Source organism: Glutamicibacter sp. MCAF14 (assembly GCF_052114325.1).
GTDB lineage: Bacteria > Actinomycetota > Actinomycetes > Actinomycetales > Micrococcaceae > Glutamicibacter > Glutamicibacter arilaitensis.
This window is the reverse complement of sequence record NZ_JBFREO010000005.1, coordinates 234,776-248,685: the sequence shown is the minus strand read 5'-3', so window position 1 is coordinate 248,685 and position 13,910 is coordinate 234,776. Positions and strand designations below refer to the sequence as shown.

At 62.4% G+C, this 13,910-nt stretch carries 13 protein-coding genes and 1 riboswitch; of the genes, 4 read left to right on the top strand and 9 right to left on the bottom strand.

Translation table 11 applies throughout. The annotated features are described in order from the left end of the window. Nucleotides 1-129: 129 nt before the first annotated feature. From AB4Y71_RS13175 to AB4Y71_RS13165, 3 genes are all read left to right on the top strand, one after another. Nucleotides 130-1,785 carry a thiamine pyrophosphate-dependent enzyme gene (locus AB4Y71_RS13175; protein ID WP_441720942.1) on the top strand — a complete coding sequence of 552 codons (1,656 nt, stop codon included), beginning with the start codon at nucleotides 130-132 and terminating at the stop codon, nucleotides 1,783-1,785. A gap of 261 nt (nucleotides 1,786-2,046) precedes the next feature. Beyond that, on the top strand, nucleotides 2,047-2,424 hold the full coding sequence (locus AB4Y71_RS13170) for a hypothetical protein (RefSeq protein ID WP_134781208.1): 378 nt from the start codon (nucleotides 2,047-2,049) through the stop codon (nucleotides 2,422-2,424). 114 nt (nucleotides 2,425-2,538) lie between these two features. After that, nucleotides 2,539-2,970, top strand: a complete 432-nt coding sequence (locus tag AB4Y71_RS13165) for an SRPBCC family protein (RefSeq protein ID WP_013347621.1) — start codon at nucleotides 2,539-2,541, stop codon at nucleotides 2,968-2,970. Here AB4Y71_RS13165 and AB4Y71_RS13160 read toward each other — a convergent pair. From AB4Y71_RS13160 to AB4Y71_RS13120, 9 genes are all read right to left on the bottom strand, one after another. Then, nucleotides 2,941-3,567: a polysaccharide deacetylase family protein gene (locus AB4Y71_RS13160; RefSeq protein WP_441720939.1), complete on the bottom strand. Its 627-nt coding sequence runs from the start codon at nucleotides 3,565-3,567 to the stop codon at nucleotides 2,941-2,943. The two genes, AB4Y71_RS13165 and AB4Y71_RS13160, sit on opposite strands and share 30 nt — an antisense overlap. Nucleotides 3,568-3,569: 2 nt before the next feature. Beyond that, entirely contained in the window at nucleotides 3,570-4,874 is a 1,305-nt protein-coding gene (locus AB4Y71_RS13155; protein WP_441720936.1) for an MFS transporter, read from the bottom strand. 127 nt (nucleotides 4,875-5,001) lie between these two features. Further along, the gene (locus AB4Y71_RS13150) at nucleotides 5,002-5,280 is read right to left on the bottom strand and encodes an HPr family phosphocarrier protein (RefSeq protein WP_134781205.1); all 279 of its coding nucleotides are present in this window, start codon (nucleotides 5,278-5,280) and stop codon (nucleotides 5,002-5,004) included. Between the two features lie 53 nt (nucleotides 5,281-5,333). Beyond that, nucleotides 5,334-7,016, bottom strand: a complete 1,683-nt coding sequence (ptsP, locus tag AB4Y71_RS13145; protein WP_441720932.1) for a phosphoenolpyruvate--protein phosphotransferase — start codon at nucleotides 7,014-7,016, stop codon at nucleotides 5,334-5,336. Next, on the bottom strand, nucleotides 7,013-9,010 hold the full coding sequence (locus tag AB4Y71_RS13140; protein WP_441720929.1) for a PTS fructose transporter subunit IIABC: 1,998 nt from the start codon (nucleotides 9,008-9,010) through the stop codon (nucleotides 7,013-7,015). Before AB4Y71_RS13140 ends, ptsP begins: the two co-directional genes overlap by 4 nt. A 2-nt stretch (nucleotides 9,011-9,012) precedes the next feature. After that, on the bottom strand, nucleotides 9,013-9,990 hold the full coding sequence (locus tag AB4Y71_RS13135; RefSeq protein ID WP_441720926.1) for a 1-phosphofructokinase family hexose kinase: 978 nt from the start codon (nucleotides 9,988-9,990) through the stop codon (nucleotides 9,013-9,015). Further along, complete coding sequence (locus AB4Y71_RS13130; protein WP_134781201.1) at nucleotides 9,987-10,763, bottom strand: DeoR/GlpR family DNA-binding transcription regulator; 777 nt, start codon at nucleotides 10,761-10,763, stop codon at nucleotides 9,987-9,989. Before AB4Y71_RS13130 ends, AB4Y71_RS13135 begins: the two co-directional genes overlap by 4 nt. A 279-nt stretch (nucleotides 10,764-11,042) precedes the next feature. Then, nucleotides 11,043-11,537, bottom strand: coding sequence for a CoA-binding protein (locus AB4Y71_RS13125; protein WP_013347634.1), 495 nt, complete (start codon nucleotides 11,535-11,537; stop codon nucleotides 11,043-11,045). Beyond that, on the bottom strand, nucleotides 11,537-12,910 hold the full coding sequence (locus AB4Y71_RS13120; protein ID WP_013347635.1) for an O-acetylhomoserine aminocarboxypropyltransferase/cysteine synthase family protein: 1,374 nt from the start codon (nucleotides 12,908-12,910) through the stop codon (nucleotides 11,537-11,539). Before AB4Y71_RS13120 ends, AB4Y71_RS13125 begins: the two co-directional genes overlap by 1 nt. 115 nt (nucleotides 12,911-13,025) lie before the next feature. Continuing rightward, nucleotides 13,026-13,120, bottom strand: a riboswitch (SAM riboswitch). Nucleotides 13,121-13,231: 111 nt separating this feature from the next. Between AB4Y71_RS13120 and AB4Y71_RS13115 the strand changes: the two genes are divergently transcribed. Further along, nucleotides 13,232-13,792, top strand: coding sequence for a histidine phosphatase family protein (locus AB4Y71_RS13115; protein ID WP_441720923.1), 561 nt, complete (start codon nucleotides 13,232-13,234; stop codon nucleotides 13,790-13,792). Nucleotides 13,793-13,910: the final 118 nt, after the last annotated feature.

Here is a 13,910-nt window from a genome sequence, read left to right as displayed (position 1 = left end):
TCAATGTGTGCAATCCGTCCTTGTTTAGTACTGTTTCACGATGACGCAACGATGCATCACCGGCCAAACGGGCCACTTTCCTCGCTGTTGCGTCTGACGATTTCTCGAACCAAGAAAGACGCCTAAAAAATGAGTGAAAATGGTCAGGGTCTGACAAAGAAGTCGGCCGGACATGTCATTGTCGACACGCTTGCTGCGCACGGCGTGGAACGCGCCTACGTAGTGCCGGGCGAAAGCTACCTGGATGTCCTGGATGGACTGCATAATTCGCCAATCGAGACTGTGGTTTGCCGCCATGAAGGCGGTGCCACCTACATGGCTGAAGCTGAAGGCAAGATGCATCAGCGTCCCGGCATTGCCATGGTGACCCGTGGGCCGGGAGCGGCCAACGCCCATGTCGGTTTGCATACAGCTTGGCAGGACTCGACCCCCTTGGTGCTTTTCGTGGGGTTGATTCCATTTGAGCACCGCGAAAAAGAGGCCTTCCAGGAATTCGATCCCAAGGCATGGTTCGGTACCGGTGCCAAGCGCGTCATGATCCTGGACCACGCTGATCGAGCCAGTGAAGTTGTCGCCGAGGCAATGTTCGCTGCCATGTCCGGCCGTCCGGGCCCCGTGGTTGTCGGATTGCCAGAAGACATCATCCGCAACCAAGTTCCCGCCGAAGTCCACCCGGAAATCCCGGTGGCTACTGGCGGCATGACCGTTACGGACTGGAAGGCACTGAATGCTGCCTTGCAGGAAGCAGATAAGCCGCTGTTCATTTTCGGTGGCAATGACTGGTCTCATGAAGGTGCTGCGGATTTCACCCGCTGGCTCGAAGAGCATGACCTGCCGGCCGCCGCAGAATGGCGTTGCGAGGGCACAGTGCCTTTCAACTCCCCATCCTACGTTGGCCCAATCGGCTACGGCCGCCCCAAGCCAACCTACGATCTGTTGGAAGAAACCGATCTGCTGATCTTCGTTGGCACCGTTCCCGGTGACGTCATCACCGATGGCTTCAACGTCAGGCAGAACTGGGACAAGAAGAACTTCCTGGTCACTATCGACCCGTCGCTGCGTGGACGCTCCGGCCCGGTATCGCATCAGATTGTTGCAAAGCCGGATGTGTTCGTCCGCGACTTGCTGCTGATGGATATGCCGGTCAAGGATTCCTGGAAGGAGTGGACTTCCCGGATGCGCGCAGAGCAGGAGAAATTTGCTGAACTTCCTCCGGCTCAGCCCTCCGACGGGCAGGCGAAGATGGCAACCATGATGGCGAACCTGGTCAACTCCTTGCCCGAAGATGCTTTGGTGACCTTTGGCGCTGGCGAGCACACCAACTGGGCCCACCGCTATTTCCCGACCAACGGCTACGCTTCGATGCTCTCGGCGCGTAACGGTTCCATGGGCTACTCGATTCCTTCGGCAGTTGCCGCGTCGCTGAACTACCCGCAGCGCCGCGTCGTCACCATCGCAGGTGACGGCGAATTCTTGATGAACGGCCAGGAGCTGGCTACCGCTGCGCAGTACGGAGCCACACCGCTGGTGATCGTCATGGACAACCAGCAGTACGGCACCATTCGCACCCATCAGGAACGCCAGTACCCGGAACGCGTATCCGGTACCCAGCTGGCTAACCCCGACTTCGCGCTGATGGCACAGTCCTTCGGTGGTTTCGGTGTCCGCGTCGAGAAGGATGCCGATGTCCCCGCCGCGCTGGAAAATGCGCTGAAGGCAATCGACGAAGACAAGAAATTCGCGTTGATCCACCTCGTGGTAGAGCAGGGCGTCAAGGCTTACTAAGGCCTGTAAATGACGCGGACTGGGAACCTCGACCGCGTGATGAAATCAGTGGGTGCCCTTCGGGGCGCTCACTGATTTTTGTGTGTTCTGGCGCGTGGGAGCTTCATAGCATGAACGGGATTTCCAGCATGGCAGTTTCCCAGCTTTAAAGATCACAACCCCTTGGGCCGTTCTGTCTTGGCAGGCGCTCGTTGAAGAAATAAGATGAATTGCTACCGAATCCCGTGAGCACTAGAACCCCAACACGAGGTGGATAATCTGATGGCACAGATGAGCGAAGAGCTCATTGAGCAGTGGGCCGACGCAACTGCTGAAATCTACAATGAGTCCCTGACCGGCATCAACCTGAGCCGCTTGCCTGACGCGGTGGCCCAGTACGTCGATCTTTTCTCGCAGAGCGAGGACCTGACCTTCAATGCGGATGCCACCCCAACCGATTACTTTGATAATCACCCGTTTCTGGCAGTGACCGCGGTGCTCAACAACCCTGAGGCGATGGAGGTTCTGGATTCCGACGCGCAGGATGCGTTGGATGCAATGGCCGACTTCACCGAGGCCTGGTACAAGTTCGATCTTGAGAATGAACCTGAACTCGGTATCTCCGAAGCAGATGTCGACGACGTAGACGAAGACTGGTAAACCCCAGTATTACTAGAGCCGGCATCAAGCAGACCAGCTGCTTGGTGCCGGTTTTGCCATTCCAAACCGCTGGCAGCTATTCCAATTGGGTCCGGGGAGTGGAACGATGCGGGTATGAGCCAGTTCAGTGTTTTTGAAAGCACCGTGGTTATCCATCTTCCGGTGCATCGTGTCTGGGAGTTGCTGACAGACTGGGCAGCAACACCCTTGTGGATCCATGGGATCGGCTCCATGCATTCCGATGACCCCGAACTCAAAGTGGGCACCAACCTCACTTATCGAGTCGCAGGACATGAACGGTTGTACCGGGTTCATGAGCTGATCGAGAATCGCCTGCTGATTCTGCACACCTCAGAGAATCCCGATGGGCTGTCCTACCGATACGATCTCAAAGATGATGCCGGGCAGACCGAAGTAGTCTTGCAGGTGGCGATCATCAACCCTGATCTCAGCGTCGAGCAGTGCGAAGCGCTAGCCCAGAATATCCGCGAGAGCGAAGGCGACAAGCTCGATCAGCTACGGTTCTATGCCGAACAAGCCCCCTGAGCCATCAGTGCCGGCAGCATGATAGGCAACCGAGTTCTGCAGCTGGCCGGTGAAGAGCTCGTTGACGGTGACCGGGGTATAGCCAGCTGACTTCAGCGCCGCAACAAGGCGCGGGACGAGGTCGATGGAACTTTCATGAATGTCATGCATCAAGATCACCGACCCTGCTCTGGTCTGGTCCGTGGCAGTTCTGAAGGCCTGGTCCGCATCATGGTGCTCCCAATCGCGCGTATCAACATCCCACAGCACCAGCGGGTAGCCGATGAGCGCATCCTGGTGCGGATCGTGCAGCCCATAGGGCGGCCTGAAAACTTCAGGCCATACGCCAGCTGTGCCGGCAATCATGGCACTGGTGCGCTCCAGCTGTTCTGCGAGCTGCGTCTCGCTCAAGGTCCTGATATCCGGATGGTCCCAAGAATGGTTGCCGAGCTGATGCCCCTCGGCAACCATCCGTCGCACAGCTTCGGGATAGGCGCTGACGTTCTGCCCGATCATGAAGAAGGTGGCAACGGCTCCCGCCGCTTTCAGCGCGTCGAGAAGACGATGGGTATATTCGCCCGGCCCATCATCGAATGTCAGCGCAACCAGCTTGTTCATTTTCACTCCGCTCGTTTCACTTCCTGCAGTGCCGGCTCATCGCGCAATGGATGGGCGATCTCATCTTGGGCGAATTTTCCCGCCCGCCAGGCAATGATGCCGAACAGCGGCGACGCGATTCCGGCGATGATGAATATCGCCTGAAGGCTCATGACCTGGGTCAACGGCCCAGCCACCGCCATGGATAGCGGCATCAAGGACAGTGAAACGAAGAAGTCCAGGCTGGAAATCCGCCCGAGCAGATTGCTTGGCACCCGGCGCTGAAGCAGCGTACCCCAAATGACCATGCCCACCGCGTCGGTGATGCCAAATGCCAGGAGGATGGCAAAGAGCATCCATGCTTCATCGACATAGCCGACGATAGCCAGCGGCAAGGTGCCCAAGCACCAGCAAGCGGTCATCAGGCTCAAATAGCGGCGCGGGAATTTAGCCGAGGCGATGAGCAGTGAACCCACCGCTGCCCCGGCACCGAAGAAGGCCAAGGCGAAACTGAAAAGTTTCGCGTCCCCGTGCAGGTTATCGCTGACGATGAAGGGCAAAAGTACTTCGAAGGGGCCGATGAAGGTGAACACCGAAATAACCGAGAAGAGCAAGGTCCATAGCAGCCAGCGGGTGCGCACGGTGTAGCCGACGCCCTCGCGCAATTGGCGGAAGATGCCCGGCTGCGGTTGGCCATCGGCAGCACCCGGCCTGTTGTAGGCCTCGCGCTTCGGGATCCTGCGCAGCATCAGCAAGGCGAGCAAGTGAACCAGCGAAAGCCCGATGATCGCGTGCGCTGGTGACAGGGCGGCCACCAGGAAACCGGCGGTCATTGGGCCCAGCGCCGTGTGGACTACCGGGCGTATGGTTCCTTCCAGGCCGTTGGCGGCCAGCAGCTGGTCGGCTGGAAGCATCTTGGGAAGCAACGCCGAGTATGCGGGGTAGAAAAAGGCCGCCCCGGCGCCAACGAGGAATCCAGCCACCATCAGATGCCATAGTTCCAGGACACCGTTGATGGCCAGGATTGCGGTGGTGCTCATCAGCGCCAAGGAAAAGACTTCCACCAGCACTACGATGCGCCGGCAGGAATGGCGGTCGGCCATGATGCCGCCGAAGAGGACGAAGCACAGCAGCCCCACGGCATTGGCGGTGGCGACCATCGACAGTTCTACCGGTCCGCCGTCCAAGCGGCGCACCTGGTAGACCATAGCCACGGTCCACATGCCAGCGGCAAAGGTCGATAGGACAAGTGCGCTGGCCAGCAGGGCGTAATCGCGGATTGCGAAGGGCTTGATGAGGCGCAGCGCGGTGGTTTTGAGCGCGCTCATTCAAACTCCTACGTTAGTGCGTAGGTATTATCATCCGGCAAGTGATTGACTTCTGTCAATCAGTATTTTCGGACACAAAAACGGGGAACAAGCCTAGGCTTGTTCCCCGAATTTCTTGAGTTAAGAGCTACTCGGCGTCGTGGTCGGTTTCCAAGATAGCTACCAGCTGGTCCAACGCGGCCTCAGCGCCTTCACCCTCGGCACGCAGCACCACGGTGGTACCGTATTCTGCGCCCAGACCCATGAGCGAGAGGATGCTCGACGCATCCAGCGCCTCGTCTGCTGGCTCGCCTTCCAGGGCTATGGTGACCTCTACCGGAAGTTCTGCTGCGGCTTCGGCGAAGATTGCTGCCGGGCGGGCGTGCAGGCCGACTCGGCTGCCGATAATTGCCTTACGTTCTGCCATGGTGGCTCCTTTGGGATCTAGTGAACGGTTGCTTGGGGATAAATTCTAATGGCCTACAGGCCGAAGCGGTCCAATTCGCTCAGCTCGGCGCGCACCGCGCTGCGGGCTAGCTCGGCCGAGGGGGCGTCCAAGGCCAGTTTGGCCAGACGCTGCGCCTTGGCCAGATCCACGGTCCGCAGTACCGCGGAGACTGGGGCCAGGGCCCGCTTGTTCATGGACAGGGTGGTCACACCCAAGCCCACCAGCACGACGGCCAGGGCAGGGTCGGCTGCGGCTTCGCCGCAAACTCCTACTGGCTTGCCGTCGGCGCTCAGCGCGCCGGCGGTCGTGGCAGCGACCATGTGCAGCACGGCTGGCTGCCATGGATCATTCAGCTCGGCCAAGGTGCCCAGCTGGCGGTCCGCAGCCATGGTGTACTGGGTCAAGTCGTTGGTGCCAATGGAAACGAAATCGCAGCGCTGCAGGATCTGGCCGGCCAGTACCGCGGCTGAAGGGACCTCGATCATGGTACCGGCGGTGGCCAAGCCAGCGGCCTTGGCCATCTGCGCGAAGTCTTCCGCCTCAGCCGGGGTGGAGATCATCGGGGCCATGACCCAGACATCTGCCTCATGCTCGCTGGTCGCCTGGGCGATGGCCTTGAGCTGGCGCTCCAGCACACCGGGGCTGGACAGGTCGGTGCGGTAGCCGCGAACACCCAGTGCAGGGTTTGGCTCGCTGGAATCGGTCAGGAATGGCAGTGGCTTGTCGGCCCCCGCATCCAGGGTTCGCACCACGACCTTCTGTCCGGGGAAAGCCGCGAAGACCGCGCCGTAGGCAGAAACCTGTTCCTGGTGGGTGGGTTCTTTTTCCTTGCCCAAGAAGCAGAACTCGGTGCGCAGCAGGCCAACGCCCTCGGCACCGGCGGCGGCAGCCAGCTGCGCGTCTTCGCCACTGCCCACATTGGACAGCAGCGGTACGCGGTAGCCGTCTGCGAGTTCTCCGGTGCCAGAGAAGTCCGGCAGGACCTCTCTGTTGGCGTAGGTGCTTGCCAAGTGCTCTTCGGCTTCGGTGGGATCGGTGATGACCAACCCGTCGATGCCGTCAACAAAAACATAATCGCCGTTGGCCAGTTCGGTGGTTTCCGGCGCAGCCACGATAGCGGGCAGGCCCAGCGAGCGGGCGATGATCGCGGTGTGCGACTGCGGCCCGCCATCGGAGGTGACCAGCGCCAGGACCTTCGCCGGATCCAGGGTTGCGGTGTCCGCCGGGGCCAGATCCACCGCGGCGAGGATGAAGGGCTGATCCGAATCCGGGATGCCTGGGGCAGGCACGCCACGCAGTTCAGCGACAATACGGGCGCGAACATCCAGTACGTCCCCGGCGCGTTCGGCCATGTAACCGCCCAGGGCGGCCAGCTGGGTGGCGACCGCATCGGCGGCTTCCCAGATGGCCGATTCTGCGCAGGTGCCACCGGTGACCAGCTTGGTGGCGGACTTGATCAGCGTGCGGTCGCTGGCCATCAGCGCGGTGGCCTTCAGCACGGCCTGCGCATCTCCGGTAGCCAGCGCTGCGCGCTCCTTGAGCCCGGTGGCCACAGCCTTGGATGCCTCGGCCAGGCGCTGGGATTCTTCCTCTGCGCTCATGCCCTGCGGCAACGGTGCGCCGTCTGCGGGTGGAAGGATTGGTTCGGGCATGCGGCGCACGTGTCCAATGACGCGTCCGGCACTGACGCCTACTCCGGTGAACTTCTTGCTCATGCTGCGACCTTTGCCGGATCAACGGCTCCCACGGGGGCCCTACGGACGAACTTCTTCAGGACGATCACCAATGCTGCTGAGACCAGAGTACCGATGAGCGTGGCCAGCAGGAACATCGGCCAGGTGTTATCCATGGCGAAGAAGACGAAGATACCACCGTGCGGGGCCTGGCTGATCGCTTGGAAGCTCATGATCAGCGAGCCGGTGATGCCGGCGCCGACCATGGAGGCCGGGATGACGCGCAGCGGGTCGGCTGCGGCGAAGGGGATAGCACCTTCGGAAATGAAGGCGGCGCCCAGCAGCCAGGCGGCCTTGCCGTTTTCGCGCTCGGCCCCGGTGAATAGCTTCGGCGACACCGCGGTGGCCAGGGCCATCGCCAGTGGCGGAACCATGCCCGCTGCCATCACGGCGGCCATGATCATCAGCGGGGCCGGGTTCTCGGCCACCGAACCGGCGCCCAAGCCGGCTACCGCGAAGGAATAAGCGACCTTGTTGATCGGCCCGCCCAAATCGATGGCCATCATCAGGCCCAGGATCAGGCCGAGGATCGCCGCCGCGGTGCCGGACATGCCCGCCAGCCAGCCGTTGAGGGCTTCGGTGAGCTGGGCAATCGGCCCGCCCAGGAACAGGAACATCAGGCCTGAAGCGATGATGGAACCGAGCAATGGCACGATGACCACTGGCATCAGCCCGCGCAGCCAGCGTGGCACGGTCCAGGAATTGATCCAGCGGCAGGCCAGGCCAGCGATAACGCCGCCGACGATGCCGCCAATGAACCCGGCTCCCATGAAGCCGGCCACCGCGCCTGCGGTGAAGCCCGGGGCGATGCCCGGACGGTCGGCATAGGCATAGGCGATGTAACCGCCCAGCGCCGGGACCAGGAAGCCCATTGACAGGCCGCCGATCTTGAACGCCACCGCGCCGAGGTAGGCCAGCAAGCCAGCTTCCGGCAGATTGAACAGCGTATTTTCGGTCAAGTACTGGTCTGCTACATCAGTGATGGCATAGCCGCCGAGCAGGAAGCCCAGCGCGATCAGCAGGCCGCCACCGGCGACGAACGGGATCATGTAGGAGACACCGGTGAGCAACGCGCGCTTCAGTCCAGCGCCGAACCCCTCGGAGGCAGAATCCGTGGAGCGCTCGCTTGCCGTTTCGTTGCCGGCTGGTACCTTGCGGGCCGCCGGATCCTTGGCCGCGGCCAAGGCATCCTTGAGCAGTTTTTCGGGTTCATCCACACCGCGCTTGACCGGAACCTGGATCACTGGCTTGCCGGCGAACCGCGATTGGTCGCGCACGTCGACGTCCACCGCGAAGATCACCGCGTCGGCCTGGGCGATCAATGCCGGATCCAACGGCTTGGACCCGGAGGACCCCTGGGTTTCCACAGCGAAGTCAATGCCGAGTTCTTCAGCGGCCTGTGCCAGGGAATCGGCGGCCATGTACGTGTGGGCGATGCCGGTCGGGCAGGCGGTGACGGCCACGATCTTCGGCCGCGCCGTGGCAGCGGGTGCTGCTGCTGCTGGTGCAGCTGGTGCGGCGGGGGCATCGGAGAGCACTTCGGAGACCAAAGCGACGATTTCCTCATTGCTCCTGGCTGCACGCAGGGCCGCGGTGAAGGGTTTCTTCACCAGTGCGCGGGCCAGCTTGGAGAGCAGCTTCAGGTGCTCCTTGTCGGCGCCTTCCGGGGCGGCAATGAAGAAGACCAGATCTGCCGTGCCGTCCTTGGCACCGAAGTCCACCGGGGTGCCCAGCCGGGCCATGGCCAGAGTGGGAACGGTGACCGCTGCTGATCGGCAATGCGGAATCGCGATGCCGCCGGGCACGCCGGTGGCCGTCTTCGCCTCGCGGGCCAAGGCATGCTCGGCCAATTCGGCGGCGCTGGCGGCTCGCCCGGCCTGCGTGATCTGCTGGGCCAGGTACTTGATGACGTCGGTGCTCGTTGAACCTAGATGCGCATCCAGGGTGACGAGCCGGGTTTCGATCAGATCGCTCATGGTCAGGATCCTTGCCTTGGGGTGAGTTCGATGACGCTGACCGCATCGATGCGGAGGTCGGTTGGGGTGGGGATGCCGGAGCCGGGCAGCGAGGCCGCCGCGGTTCCATAGGCGATGGCCTGGCGTAGCTTGAACGCCGGCAAGTGGCCTGCCGTGTCTGCCAGCAGATAGCCGGCCAGCGAGGAATCGCCGGCACCTACTGTGCTGCGCGGGGTGATCGGCTGCGGCCAGCCGTGCCAGCAGCCCTCGGCAGTGGCCAGTACCGCGCCGTGCGCACCCAGGGTGGTGAGCACCGCGGCCCCGGGACGGCGCAGCAGCTTGGAGCTGGCGCGAGCGGCCAGCCCGGGGTCCGCTTCGAGCTGACCTTCGCCCAGGTCCTCGCCCAGCAGCTCGGCAAGCTCTTCGGCGTTGGGCTTGACCAGATCCGGGATGTGGATCTCGCCGTGGGCGAAGAGCTGGCGCAGCGGCTCCCCAGAGGTATCAACTGCAATCTTCGGGCACTTCGCGCCGAGCTGCTCGCGCAACGACGCGGTAAGCAGGGCGTAGTAGTTCGCCGGCACACCGGGCGGCAGCGACCCTGCCATGACCAGCCAATCGGCGCCGGCGCAGGAATCGCGCACCAGCTCCGAGAGCTGCTCCAACGTGGCCGCGTCCAGCTCAGGACCGGCCTCGTTGATCTTGGTGGTCGATCCATCCGGTGAGGTCAGCGTCGTGTTGGTGCGCAGCGGAGCATTGATTTCCAGCGCCCGGTAGGGCAACTGGTCGGCGGCCAGGGCGACGATGAGCGGATCGTTTCCGGCTCCGGGGAGTACAGCGAGGGTCCGCTGCCCGGCGGCGAGGATGGCCCGCGCAACATTCACGCCCTTGCCTGCGGCCTGCAGGTGGCTGCCAGCGGCCCGCTGCACCGCACCGGGCTGCAATGCGGCGGCCAATTCGATGGTCTTGTCCAGCGCCGGGTTGCAGGTCAACGTCACGATCATGCGACCACCACTTCGACATCGGCCGCGTCCAGGGCGGCAGCGAGTTCGGTTCCGGGCTGCTGGTCGGTGACCAGAGTGTCAATGGCTTCCAGAGAAGCGAAGCGGACCAGGGTTTCCTGGTCGAACTTGGAGCTGTCGGCCAGCAGCACTACGCGGCGGGCACTGGCTACCAAGGCGCGCTTGACCGCTGCTTCCAGCGGGTCCGGGGTGCTCAGGCCGAAACCGGCATGCAACCCGTTGGTGCCGATGAAAGCGATGTCGGCCCGGTACTGGGAATACTCCTGCGCGGTGCGGGCACCGCTGGTGGCCCCGGTCAGGCCGCGGACGCGACCGCCGATGAGCTCCAGGGCGATGTCGGGACAATGGATCAGGGCCGAGGCGATGGGCAAGGCGTGGGTAATGACCACCAGTCCGGAGCCGGCGTTGGCCTTGACCATGCGCTCTGCGAGGATTTCGGTGGTGGTTCCGGCATCGATGATGACCGAGGCGTCTGAAACAGGAAGCAAGCCCAGGGCACGTTGCGCGATCCGGGCCTTGGCGTCGGAGTGGATGGTCGTGCGTACCACGTAGCTTTCCTCGCGGGTGCTGGCTTCGGACGTGGCCACCGCCCCGCCATGGACGCGACGCAGGCAGTTCTCGGATTCGAGCTGTGCCAGGTCGCGGCGGACGGTTTCCCGGGTGATATCGAAGCGCTGGGACAGCTGCGCAACGGAGACCTTGCCATCTTTTTCGAGCTGTTCAAGGATCAGCCGGTGTCGTTCTTCGGCGAACATTCATGCCTCCACGATTTGTCATGACCTGCAACACATGAATCTGTGTTTCCATGACTTTATGCCCGAATGCGTGGCATCGTCAAGCGAAAATGTGGTGAATATTTGGCAATTTCTGTGTTTGTTTGGGTTTGTTGGATATTAAGCCAAGTGGACGCGGGTGCGCCTGCTCCTTAATCGCGAAAATAAAATCCTGCTAGTTGCAGTCTTCTGCGCACAACAAAAGGCAGCCATGCCACCGTGAAGGTGGCACAGCTGCCTTGTGGGATTATCCAAGACCGCTTAGGCGAGCACCTGGCGCTTGGAAGAAATCACGCCGGTGTTGAACCCAGCCAGGCGCAGGCCGCCGTGGAAGCGGGCGTGCTCGATCTTCACGCAGCGGTCCATCACCACATTCATGCCGGCAGCCTCGGCCCGGTGGGCAACTTCCTCATGCCATGAACCCAGCTGCAGCCACAGGGTCTTCGCGCCTACGGCCAGGGCCTCATCCAGCACGGTGGGCAGGTCGTCGTGCTTGCGGAAGACCTCGACCAGATCCGGGGTTTCCGGAAGGTCGGCCAGCGACTTGTAAACCGGCTGGCCCAGGATCTCATCCAGGACCGGGTTGATGAAGTACACCTTGTACTTGGACGAGGACAGCAGGTAGGTCGCCACGAAATAGCTCGCGCGCGATGGCTTGTTCGAGGCGCCGACAATCGCGATGGTCTTGGTTTGGCGCAGGATCTCCAGACGCTGTGCGGCTCCCGGAGCTTCCCACGTGGTTTCAGCGGCGCTCATTAGTTCGCTCCCTTCGATGCTGCAGGAATGGCGCAGGCAGCGCCGTCATAGGTCGGTGCCGCAAATTCCTCGGTGGCACCAGCGACAGCTTCTTGCGAAGCGGTTAATGCCTGGTCCAGATCCCAGAGGATGTCCTCGAGGTCTTCCAAGCCCACCGAGAGGCGGATCAGATCTTCTGGCACACCGGCGGAGACCAGCTGGTCGGCGCTGAGCTGCTGGTGGGTGGTGGAGGCCGGGTGCAGCACCAAGGTGCGGGCATCGCCGATATTGGCCAGGTGGCTGGCCAGCTGCAGTGCTTCGATGAACTTGGAGCCGGCTTCGCGCCCGCCCTTCACCCCGAAGCTGAAGACCGAGCCGACGCCCATGGGCAGCAGTTCCTTGGCCTGGGCGTACTGCGGGTGGGATTCCAAACCGGCGTAGTTCACGTAGGTGACGCGCTCATCGGCTTCCAGCCAGGCGGCTACCTGCTTCGCGTTGGACAGGTGGTTGTCCATGCGCTGCGGCAAGGTTTCCAAGCCCTGCAGCAGCTGGAATGCTGACTGCGCCGGCAGCGAGGGACCGAAGTCGCGCAGCTGTTCGCTGCGCAGCTTGGTCAGGAAGCCGTATTCACCGAAGTTGTCCCACCAGGAGACGTTGCCGTAGCTGGCTACCGGTTCGGTCATCGTGGGGAACTTGCCGTTGCCCCAGTTGAACTTGCCCGATTCGATGACCACGCCGCCCAAGGTGGTGCCGTGCCCGCCGATGAACTTAGTGGCGGAGTGGATGACGATATCCGCGCCGTGCTCGATGGGACGCAGGATGTATGGGGGAGTGAGGGTCGAGTCGACGACCAGCGGGAGATTGTGGCGGTGCGCCACCTCGGCCAGGCCCTTCAGGTCGGCGATGTCGCCCGATGGGTTGGCCACGATCTCGGTATAGACCGCCTTGGTGTTCTCCTGGATGGCCGCTTCGAAATCGGCTGGGTCATTGGAGGAAACGAAGGTGGTGTCGATGCCGAAGCGGCGCAGCGAGACATCGAGCTGGGTGATGGTGCCGCCGTAGAGCTTGGAGGACGCCACGATGTGGTCTCCGGCCTGCGCCAGCGCGGCGAAGGTAACGAATTCTGCGGCCATGCCTGAACCGGTGGCTACCGCGCCGATGCCGCCTTCCAGCGATGCCATGCGCTCTTCAAAAGCGGCCACGGTGGGGTTGCCAATGCGCGAGTAGATATTGCCGTACTTCTGCAGGGCGAAGAGGTTGGCTGCGTCATCGGCGTCCTTGAACACGAACGAGGTGCTCTGGTAGATGGGCACTGCGCGGGCGCCGTGCTCGGCATCGGGGGTGCCGCCGGCATGCAATGCGCGGGTGCGGAATCCAAACTTGTGATCTGCCATGATGGCGTACGACTCCTTGTCGATTGGGTGTTCGCGCTCGCCGCACTGCGGGTCGCGATCGAGGCAGGAATCCCGGAATCAATGTCGCTTCCTGCCGTGGGACAACGGGTAAGCGGCTGCATCGTTTCTGGCGGTAGCACCGTTGCCACCGGATGTGGCAGGTTGCTGCGGCGTCAACGAACCAGATCTCTCAGCCGCTCGGGATGGTGTAATAATCTTCGCAACATGACCCTTCGTGACCCAACTATGAGTCGTAACGTTGCGTATTGAGGATATTTTCACAGATTATTCGACCCGCAGCGCCACCACTAAGCTGGAGCCATGGAGACTTCGTTGGCGCTGGTCCGGCACGGGCAGACAGATTGGAACCTTGCAGGACGCCTGCAAGGACGCACAGATATTCCGTTGAACGAGACCGGACGCGAGCAAGCCCGCGCGGCAGGGCGAGCGCTGGCCGGACAGGGCTGGAGCCTGATTCTGGGTTCTCCGCTGGAACGCGCGCAGGAAACTGCCACGTTGATGGCCGAGCAGCTCGGGGCTGCTACCGGCGATGCCGTCCCCGAACTCATTGAACGCGGTTTCGGGCCGTTGGAGGGCCGGATCATGGCCGAGGTGAGTGAAGAAGAGACGGCCGCCGCCAAGGACCAGCTTGAACCGCGCGCGGATATCCTGAGCAGGGCGATCCCAACGCTATTGGAACTGGCCAAGGCGCACGCCGGGACGAAGATCATGATTGTCAGCCACGGCGCCACTATGCGCAACATCCGTGATGCCCTGGCCGGAACCAAGGAAGCGCGGGGCGTGGAAAACGGTGAAGTGCTGGATATTGACTTGCACCGATTGCAGCAGCTGGCCGATGAACTGGATCTGGTCGCACTCTAGCGCCTGGCTTTGCCACCATCCGGGGGTGCGGGAAAAATTGTGGGCACCGGCTCACGGAACCGGCCCGCGGTACGTTTACAGGGTGAAGGCCCACGACGGGCTCCAGCTTCCAGGAGAG